The organism is Rhodanobacter sp. PCA2, assembly GCF_013620825.1.
In the GTDB taxonomy this organism is placed as follows: domain Bacteria; phylum Pseudomonadota; class Gammaproteobacteria; order Xanthomonadales; family Rhodanobacteraceae; genus Rhodanobacter_A.
In genome coordinates this window covers 146,242-154,997 of record NZ_NJIC01000021.1, presented here as the reverse complement: position 1 = coordinate 154,997, position 8,756 = coordinate 146,242, and the positions used below count along the sequence as shown (strand labels likewise).

Sequence of the window (8,756 nt, the reverse complement as noted above, 5' to 3'; positions counted from 1 at the left end):
GTCTGCGCCAGCGCCAGGCGCACCAGCACGTGGGCCGCGCCGTGGTCGGGATGGCGGTCGCCCAGGGCCGGGGCCGCGACCAGGTCGGGGGCGAAATCCTCCAGTTCGCCCGCCACTTCGGCCACCGCCGACTGGCCCGGTTGCAGCAGGCGATCCAGCACGCCCATGTCCGGCCAGCCCAGCGCGCGCAGCGCCGCGTGCGGCAGGCCCAGCCGGTGCAGCGCTTCCTGCAGTTCGGCATGGCGGCGGCGGCCCCAGCGTTCGCGCTCGGCCGCGCCTATCGACCAGCGCCGCTCCAGCCAGCGTTGCGGCCAGGGATTGTTGTCGCCGGCGGTGAGCAGCAGCACGCGCACCGTGCCGCCAGCAGCCAGCACGCGCTGGATCAGCACGCCGTTCGCGAGCGTCTCGTCGTCGGGATGCGGCGCCACCACCAGCAGGCGGGTCTGCGCCGTGAAGGGCGGCCATGCCGACGCTGCCGGCGCGGCCGTCAGCGCCATTGCGCCAGCAGTTCCAGCAGCAGCAGGTCGCCGCGCAGCGGGCCGCGCAAGGCGTCGCGGGTGCGGTTGGCGGCGTCGTACCAGTGCCCCAGCGCCTCGCCGTCCAGCGCGCTGGCGAGCGGCGCCGCGGCCTGCGTCGCCTGCGCGCGCCGTTCGTCCGCCGCGGCCTGCGCGGCGAACCACAGGCGCTGCGCGGCTTCGTCGTCCAGCCAGCGTCGCGCCATCTCGGTGACCTGGCCGCGACCGGCGGCCAGCGCGGCCAGGTCGCGCCGCACCTCGATGCGGCGTTCCAGCGCGCCTTCCTGCGCCCAGGCCAGGGCCAGGCCGGGATTGCCCAGCGCCGCGTCCAGCGCAGGTTGCGCCTGCGCCACGCCCTGCCCTTCCAGCCACGCGCGCGCCTGGTCGGGCGGCGGCAGCGTGAACTCGATGCGCTGGCAGCGGCTGCGTATCGTCTGCGGCAGGCGCCACGGCGCATCGGCCAGCAGCACCAGCAAGGTCTGCCCCGAGGGCTCTTCCAGCGTCTTCAGCAAGGCGTTCGCGGCCGACGCGTTCATCGCATCCGCCGGGTCGATCAACGCCACCTGCCAGCCACCGAACTGGCTGCTCATCGCCAGCCGTGCGGACAGTTCACGGATCTGCTCGATCACGATCTCGGTGCGCGGCGTGCCGTCCTTGCGCAGGCCGAAGCTGAGCGTGACCACGTCGGGATGCGTGCCCGCATCGAGCAGCAGGCAGCTGCGGCATTGGCCGCAGGCTTCGCCATCCTGCGGATTGGCACACAGCAGCCCGCGCACGAAACGCTGCGCGAACGCGCGCTTGCCCAATCCGGCCGGGCCGCACAGCAGCAGCGCATGCGGCAAGGCATCGCGCTGCCGGCGCGCCTGCAGCCGGGCCCAGTCCGCCGCATGCCAGGGCATCGTGCTCACGATGTCGCTCCGAACAGGTGCGCGGTGGCGGCGATGGCGTCGCGCAGCACCGCCTCGGGCGACTGGCTGGCGTCGATCACGCGGAAGCGCTGCGGCTCGGCCGCGGCACGCGCGCGATACGTGGCGCGCACGCGTTCGAAGAAGCCGTCGGCCTCGACCTCGATGCGATCCGCCGCGCCGCGGCCCGCGGCGCGGGCGCGGCCGGTGGTCACCGGCAGGTCGAGCAACAGCGTGAGGTCGGATTTCAGGCCGGCGCAGGCCCACTGCTCCAGCGCGGCGATGCGCTCGGCCGGCTGGCCGCGGCCGCCGCCCTGGTAGGCATAGCTGGCATCCACGTAGCGGTCGCACAGCACCCATTGCCCTGCGGCCAGGGCCGGCGCAATCGTCTCGCGCACCAGTTGCGCGCGCGAGGCGAACATCAGCAGGAGCTCGCTCTCGGCACAGAGTTCGTGCCGCGTCGGATCGAGCACGATCGCGCGCACCGCCTCGCCCAGCGCCGTGCCGCCCGGCTCGCGGGTGAGCAGCAGGTCCACGCCGCGGCCTTCCAGGTGCTCGCGCAGGCCCGCCAGCAAGGTGCTCTTGCCGGCGCCCTCGCCTCCTTCCAGCGTGATGAAGCGGCCATGCCCGCTCATGGATTGCACCGCTTCAACTGGTAGCAGGCCACGTTGCGGCTCTGTTCGGCCAGGGTGTCGGCGAACGCGTGGGTGCCGTCGCCGCGCGCCACGAAGTACAGCGCGGTGCCGGGTTCGGGATGCAGCGCCGCCATGATCGCCGGCTTGCCCGGCAATGCGATCGGCGTGGGCGGCAGGCCGGGCCGGGTATAGGTGTTGTACGGCGTGTCGGTGGTGAGGTCGGTCTTGTGGATCTTGCCCTGGTAGCTGTCGCCCATGCCGTAGATCACGCTGGGGTCGGTCTGCAGCAGCATGTGGTTTTCGAGACGGCGCACGAACACGCCGGCGATCTTCGCGCGCTCGTCGGCGCGGCCGGTTTCCTTCTCCACGATGGAGGCGAGGATCAGCGCGTCGTAGGGCGTGGCCAGCGGCAGGCTCTTGTCGCGCTGCGGCCACTGCTCGTCCAGCATCTTCGCCATCGCGGCATGCGCGCGCCGGAGGATGTCCAGGTCGCTGTCGCCCTTCACGTAGGCATAGGTCTCGGGCAGGAAGCGGCCCTCCGGCTGTTCGCCGGCCGCGCCGATCTTCTGCATGATCGCGGCGGCGTCGAGGCCGGCGGTCTCGTGCTTGAGCTTCTCCGCCTTGCCCAGCGCCAGCAGCAGGTCGTGGAAGGTCCAGCCGTCGACGATGGTGAGGTTGCGCTGCAGTACCTTGCCCGCCGCCATGTTGGCCAGCAGCCGGCGCGGCGTGATGCCGGCGGGCGTGGCGTACTCGCCCGCGTGCAGGCGGCCGGTCGCGTGCATCTGCACGGCCAGCAGGCGCCAGTACAGCGGCGAGGCGGTGCTCAGGTCCTGGCTGCGCAGCTGCTGCACGATCTCCTTGAAGCTGCTGCCGCGGGCGATGTCGATGCTTTCGCCGGGTGCGGAGACGCGCAGCGGCGCATCGCTGAAGCGGCTGAAGTCGTGCCAGCCCCAGGCCGCGGCGCCTGCCAGCGCCAGCAGCAAAACCAGGATCGCGTTGCGCCACGTCTTGCGGGTCATGCCTGCTCCATCGGGAAACCAAGCCCGCGCCAATGCGCCTGCATCGCGCGGGTCACCGGGCCGGGGGCAAATACCGTATCGCCCACGGCCTGAACCGGCAGGATGCCGCGAACGCTGGAGCTAAGGAAGAGTTCGTCGGCCGCCAGGCATTCGTGCAGCGGCAGATCGCGCACTTCGAGCCGCGGCAGCGCCTCCAGCAAGGCCGCGCGCAGCACGCCGGCCACGCCGCAGCGTTCCAGCGCGGGCGTCACCGGCACGCCGCCGATCACCGCGAACAGGTTCGCGGCCGTGGCCGAAACCGCGTGGCCGCGCATGTCGCACAGCAGGCCTTCGGCAATCGATGGATCGCTCCATTCGGCGCGCGCCAGCACCTGTTCCAGCCGGTTGAGGTGCTTGATGCCGGCCAGCCGCGGCTGCTCGGCCAGGCGCGTCTCGCACAGGTGCAGGCGCACGCCGTCGCGGTACAGCGCCGCGTCCAGCGCCGGCATCGGAAATGCCGCCACGATGCGGGCGACCTGGGGCAGCGCCGGCATCGCGTAGCCGCGCGTGCCCACGCCGCGGGTGAGCGTGATGCGCACGACGGCATGCGTCATGTCGCCGCGTGCGGCTTGCGCCTCGCGCCACAGCAATACGGGATCGGCTGCCGGAAGGCCCAGGCGTTCGCAGCCCAGCGCCAGTCGCTGCATGTGTCGCGACCACAGCGGCGCGGCATCTCCCGCAAAGCGGATCGTCTCGAACAGGCCGTCGCCATACAGCAGGCCGCGGTCCAGCGCGGAGACGGTGTCCTGCGGCTGGCCGTCGACCAGGATCATGCGTCGGCCGCGCCCAGCGCGCGCAACAGGCCGCGCGCCTTGGCGCGCGTCTCCTCCAGCTCCCGTTCCGCCACCGAATCGGCCACGATGCCGGCGCCCGCGCGCAGGCTCACCGTGTCGCCCGCGAGGGTCAGCGTGCGGATCAGGATGTTGAGGTCGAGGTCGCCGTTGCGGTCGAGGTAGCCCAGCGCGCCGGTGTAGGCGCCGCGCGGCGCATCTTCCAGCGCGGCGATGATCTCCATGCAGCGCACCTTGGGGCAGCCGGTGATGGTGCCGCCGGGGAACACCGCGGCGATCGCCTGCCCCGGCGTCACGCCTTCGCGCAGGCGGCCACGCACATTGGAGACGATGTGGTGCACGTGGGCGTAGCTCTCCACCGTCATCAGCTCGTCCACCTCCACCGTGCCGGGCATGCAGACGCGGCCGAGGTCGTTGCGTTCGAGGTCGATCAGCATCACGTGCTCGGCGCGCTCTTTGGGATGCGCGGCGAGTTCGCGGATGCGCGCCACGTCGTCGTCGCCAGCCGTGCGTGGGCGCGTGCCGGCGATGGGCCGCGTCTGCGCCATGCCATCGCGCACTTCCACCAGCCGCTCCGGCGAGGAACTGGCGATGGCCCAGCCGGGTTGCTGCAACAGGCCTGCGAACGGCGCCGGGTTGGCGCGGCGCAGCGCGGCGTGCAGTGCCGCCGGTGCGGGCGGCTGCGCGTAATGCGCCAGCCACGCGCGCGACAGGTTGACCTGGAAGATGTCGCCCGCCTGCAGGTGTTCGTGGATGCGCGCCACGCCGTCGAGGAAACGCTGCGGCTCGTCCTCGGACAGGCGCGCCGGCGGCGGCAGCACGGGAATCGGCCGCGCCGCTTCCAGATCCGCCGCCAGGTCGTCGAGTAGGTGTTCGCTGCCCGCCTCGGCCACCAGCACGGTGCAGTCGCGCGCATGGTCGACGATGACGGCCGCCGGGCAGCGCAGCGCCAGCGCCACCGGCAACGCGGCATCCGCGCGCAACCGCAGCCTGGCTTCGATTTCGCCCGCCAGCTCATAGGCCAGCAACAGCGTCCAGCCGCCGTGGAACGGCAGGCCGTCGTCCTCGCGCGGCAGGCGTTCGGCCTGCCACGCCGCATCCAGCGCATCGAGGAAGCGTGTACCGACGATGTCGCCAGTCGCGTTGCGCACGCCGCCTTCCGCATCCAGCACGAGGCTGTCCCGCGGAAACGCGAACAGGATGTCGAAGCGCGCCTGCGGGGTGCCGTGCAGCACGCTTTCCAGCAGGCAGGGATAGCGCTGCGGAAACGCGGCGGCCGGCGCGAGCAGGTCGCGCCGGCCGTGCAGGGTGCGACGATGTGTCACGTTGGAGCAGGCGCTCAAACGCGCCGGAACACCAGCGTGCCGTTGGTGCCGCCGAAGCCGAAGGAGTTGGAGATCGCCACGTCCAGCTTCGCCTCGCGCGCCACGTTGGCCACGAAGTCGAGGTCGCAGTCCTCGCCCGGCTCGTCGAGGTTGATCGTGGGCGGCAGCACCTGGTCGCGCATCGCGAGGATGCTGAAGATCGCCTCCACGCCGCCGGCCGCGCCGAGCAGGTGGCCGGTGACCGACTTGGTCGAGCTCATCGCCAGCTTGTACGCGTGGTCGCCGAACACGCGCTTGGCGGCATGCACTTCGCCCAGGTCGCCCAGCGGCGTCGAGGTGCCGTGCGCGTTGATGTACTGCACTTCGGACGGGTTGATGCCGCCGTCCCGAAGCGCGTTCTCCATGCAGCGGGCCGCACCTTCGCCGCCTTCGCTGGGCGCGGTGATGTGGTAGGCGTCGCCGCTCATGCCGAAGCCGACCAGTTCCGCGTAGATCTTCGCGCCGCGCGCTTTGGCGTGTTCGTACTCCTCCAGCACCAGCACGCCGGCGCCGTCGGACAGCACGAAGCCGTCGCGGTCCTTGTCCCACGGACGGCTGGCCCTGGTCGGCTCGTCGTTGCGGGTGGACATGGCCTTGGCCGAGCAGAAGCCCGCCATCGCGGTGCCGGTGGTGGCGAACTCGGCGCCGCCGGCGATCATCGCGTCGGCGTCGCCGTGCTGGATCATGCGCGCCGCGAGGCCGATGTTGTGCGTGCCGGTGGTGCAGGCGGTGACGCAGGCGATGTTCGGGCCTTTGAGGCCGTACATGATCGACAGGTGGCCCGACACCATGTTGATGATGGACGAGGGCACGAAGAACGGCGACACGCGGCGCGGCCCCTTCTCGTGCAGCTCGATCGAGGTGTGCTCGATGGTGTGCAGGCCGCCGATGCCGGCCGCCACCGCCACGCCGATGCGCGGCGCGTTCGCTTCGGTCACTTCCAGGCCGGAATCCTTCAGCGCCTGCGTGCCGGCGGCGATGCCGTAGTGGATGAAGGGGTCCATCTTCTTGATTTCCTTCGGCGCGATCCACGCGGCCGGATCGAAATCCTTCACCTGGCCGGCGATGCGGGTGGCATAGCCGGTGGCGTCGAAGTGGGTGACCGGCACGATGCCGCTGACGCCCTTGAGGATGTTGTCCCAGGCGGTGACCAGATCGTTGCCGACCGGCGAGATGATGCCCATGCCGGTCACTACCACGCGTCGCTTGCTCATGCTGTTGTTCCTTCGTGTTCCGGGGAGCGCCGTTGCGGCGATTGCCCCGTCATTCGCGGATGGCGGTCGCCGCCGCACACCATACGGGATCGGACGTTGCAGATTGCAGAAACGAAAACTGCGCCGTATCGGCGCAGCTTCCGGTATCGTCACGTTGGCAGCAGCGCGTCGCGCCGTGCTGCCTGCGCCCGATCATTCCTTGGTGTGGGCCTTGATGTAGTCCACGGCCTGCTGGACGGTGGTGATCTTCTCGGCGTCCTCGTCCGGGATCTCGGTCTCGAACTCTTCCTCGAGGGCCATCACCAGCTCGACGGTGTCGAGCGAGTCGGCGCCCAGGTCGTCCACGAACGAGGCGTTCGCCGTGACTTCATCCTCTTTCACGCCCAGCTGCTCGACGACGATCTTCTTGACGCGCTCTTCGATGGTGCTCATGTTGCAAGTACCTCCCACGGGGAATTGTGTTGTACGCCGGCCCGCGGCCGGCAAGACCGGCGGATTGTAGTGGCTAAACCGCAAGGCCGCCATGCATCCGTCGCCGATGTCGCCGCGCCGGTTTGCGGCCGGCGCGAAAGCGCAATTGTCGCCGAAAACGCGGCAATGCGCGACTTCTTTCAGCATGCGTCGCCGTATGGATCAGGCGGTGTTTGAAACGGCTGCACCGGGCCGCCTGTACGCCTCAGGCCATGTACATGCCGCCGTTGACGTGCAGCGTCTCGCCGGTGATGTAGGCAGCCGCCGGCGAAGCGAGGAAGCCCACGGCCTTGGCGATGTCGGCAGCCTCGCCCAGGCGGCCCAGGGCGATCTGGTGCAGCAGGCCTTCCTTCGCCGACTCCGGCAGGGCGCGCGTCATGTCGGTGTCGATGAAGCCGGGCGCCACCACGTTCACGGTGATGCCGCGCGAACCGATCTCGCGGGCCAGCGACTTGGAGAACGCGATGATGCCGGCCTTGGCCGCCGCGTAGTTGGACTGCCCGGGATTGCCGGTGAGGCCGATCACCGAGGCAATCGAGATGATGCGGCCCTTGCGCGCCTTCATCATGCCGCGCATCACCGCCTTGCTGGTGCGGAACACCGAGCTGAGGTTGGTGTCGAGTATCGCCTGCCAGTCCGCCTCAGGCATGCGCATCAGCAACTGGTCGCGGGTGATGCCCGCGTTGTTGACCAGGATCGACACCGCGCCGAATTCCTTGGCGATGCCGTCGATCAGCGCCTCGACGGCGGCGGTGTCCGCCACGTCGAGCATGCGGCCGTGGCCGCCATGCGCAGCCAGCCGGTCGCCGATGGCGGCCGCACCGGCCTCGCTGGTGGCCGTGCCGATCACGGTGGCGCCCATCGCGGCCAGTTCGTCCGCGATCGCCGCGCCGATGCCGCGGCTGGCGCCGGTGACCAGTGCGATCTCGCCCGTCAGTGTCTTGTCCATCGCCGTGTTCCGTCAGGATTCAAAGCCGCAAACCATACACGGAAACGGACTCTTCCTGCATGTAGCTCAGTGGCAGCAACCCGCATCCGCGGCAGCGTACTCGTCGTGACGCCGCCACCAGGCGCCGTCCGCCTCGTTGCGGCCCAGCGGCGCGCGATCCAGCCACTGGTACATGCCCCACAGGCCGTCCACCCCGCGCGCGTAGGTCGAATAGGTGTGATAGACGACGCCGTCTTCCAGCACGAACGCGCTCAGGCCGGGGCGGTCGCGCGCGTACCCGACCGCCCCCGTGCCGCAGCTGGTCGCGAGCTGACGGACGATCTCCGGATACTGCGCCTCGTCTGCCGATGGGCCTTCGCGCCGGTAGTTGTATTCGGCGTCGCCGGCCCGCTGCTGCGCCTCGCTGATCGCGACGTTGAAGTCGAGGTTGAAACCGCTGCCGTTCGCGGACGCCCACGGAAATGTCCAGCCCATGCGCCGCTGGTAGGCCAGCAACTTCGCCAACGGCGCGCGCGACACCGCGGTGAATGCCACATCGTGGTTTTCCAGGTGCGCGACGATGCCGTTGAAGCCGTCGGCAATCGCCGAGCAGGAAGGACAGCCTGCCGACCAGTCGGGACCGAACATGAAGTGGTAGACCAGCAGCTGCGAGCGTCCCCGGAAAAGATCCGCCAGCGTGGCATCGCCCCCGCCGGTGCCGAAGCGGTAGTCCTTCTCCACGCGCACCCACGGCAGGGTCTGCCGCTGCCGCGCCAGTTCGTCGCCGCGCCGGGTCAGCTCCTTTTCCGCCTGCAGCAGTTCAAGCCGGGCAGCGAGCCATTCCTCGCGGGTTCCGATGATGTGCGATGCCATGG

General features: G+C 70.4%; 10 protein-coding genes. All 10 read right to left on the bottom strand.

Annotated elements, in window-relative coordinates:
• The coding region (locus PCA_RS17570) for a PIG-L family deacetylase (protein WP_255436763.1) at nt 1-497 on the bottom strand (497 nt) is incomplete at its 3' end.
• Nucleotides 488-1,423, bottom strand: a complete 936-nt coding sequence (gene holB / locus PCA_RS09525; RefSeq protein WP_181302371.1) for a DNA polymerase III subunit delta' — start codon at nt 1,421-1,423, stop codon at nt 488-490. The genes holB and PCA_RS17570, both read right to left, overlap by 10 nt.
• Nucleotides 1,420-2,055: a dTMP kinase gene (tmk, locus tag PCA_RS09520; protein ID WP_181302370.1), complete on the bottom strand. Its 636-nt coding sequence runs from the start codon at nt 2,053-2,055 to the stop codon at nt 1,420-1,422. The genes holB and tmk overlap by 4 nt, the downstream gene beginning before the upstream one ends.
• Nucleotides 2,052-3,074 (bottom strand): endolytic transglycosylase MltG, encoded by a 1,023-nt coding sequence (gene mltG / locus PCA_RS09515; RefSeq protein ID WP_181302369.1) that lies wholly within the window; start codon nt 3,072-3,074, stop codon nt 2,052-2,054. Before mltG ends, tmk begins: the two co-directional genes overlap by 4 nt.
• Complete coding sequence (pabC, locus tag PCA_RS09510) at nt 3,071-3,886, bottom strand: aminodeoxychorismate lyase (RefSeq protein WP_181302368.1); 816 nt, start codon at nt 3,884-3,886, stop codon at nt 3,071-3,073. Before pabC ends, mltG begins: the two co-directional genes overlap by 4 nt.
• Nucleotides 3,883-5,229 (bottom strand): aminodeoxychorismate synthase component I, encoded by a 1,347-nt coding sequence (locus tag PCA_RS09505; RefSeq protein WP_343204432.1) that lies wholly within the window; start codon nt 5,227-5,229, stop codon nt 3,883-3,885. Before PCA_RS09505 ends, pabC begins: the two co-directional genes overlap by 4 nt.
• 14 nt (nt 5,230-5,243) lie before the next feature.
• Nucleotides 5,244-6,482 (bottom strand): beta-ketoacyl-ACP synthase II, encoded by a 1,239-nt coding sequence (gene fabF / locus PCA_RS09500; protein ID WP_181302367.1) that lies wholly within the window; start codon nt 6,480-6,482, stop codon nt 5,244-5,246.
• 192 nt (nt 6,483-6,674) lie between these two features.
• Nucleotides 6,675-6,914: an acyl carrier protein gene (gene acpP / locus PCA_RS09495; protein ID WP_077483687.1), complete on the bottom strand. Its 240-nt coding sequence runs from the start codon at nt 6,912-6,914 to the stop codon at nt 6,675-6,677.
• Nucleotides 6,915-7,158: 244 nt separating this feature from the next.
• Nucleotides 7,159-7,902: a 3-oxoacyl-ACP reductase FabG gene (gene fabG / locus PCA_RS09490; RefSeq protein WP_181302366.1), complete on the bottom strand. Its 744-nt coding sequence runs from the start codon at nt 7,900-7,902 to the stop codon at nt 7,159-7,161.
• Nucleotides 7,903-7,968: 66 nt separating this feature from the next.
• Complete coding sequence (locus PCA_RS09485; protein ID WP_181302365.1) at nt 7,969-8,754, bottom strand: DUF899 domain-containing protein; 786 nt, start codon at nt 8,752-8,754, stop codon at nt 7,969-7,971.
• Nucleotides 8,755-8,756: the final 2 nt, after the last annotated feature.

Excerpts from the sequence above, each read along its gene's own strand:
- tmk (WP_181302370.1), bottom strand. The coding sequence starts at position 2,055 with ATGAGCGGGCATGGCCGCTTCATCACGCTGGAAGGAGGCGAGGGCGCC.
- mltG (WP_181302369.1), bottom strand. The coding sequence starts at position 3,074 with ATGACCCGCAAGACGTGGCGCAACGCGATCCTGGTTTTGCTGCTGGCG.
- pabC (WP_181302368.1), bottom strand. The coding sequence starts at position 3,886 with ATGATCCTGGTCGACGGCCAGCCGCAGGACACCGTCTCCGCGCTGGAC.
- fabF (WP_181302367.1), bottom strand. The coding sequence starts at position 6,482 with ATGAGCAAGCGACGCGTGGTAGTGACCGGCATGGGCATCATCTCGCCG.
- acpP (WP_077483687.1), bottom strand. The coding sequence starts at position 6,914 with ATGAGCACCATCGAAGAGCGCGTCAAGAAGATCGTCGTCGAGCAGCTG.
- fabG (WP_181302366.1), bottom strand. The coding sequence starts at position 7,902 with ATGGACAAGACACTGACGGGCGAGATCGCACTGGTCACCGGCGCCAGC.
- PCA_RS09485 (WP_181302365.1), bottom strand. The coding sequence starts at position 8,754 with ATGGCATCGCACATCATCGGAACCCGCGAGGAATGGCTCGCTGCCCGG.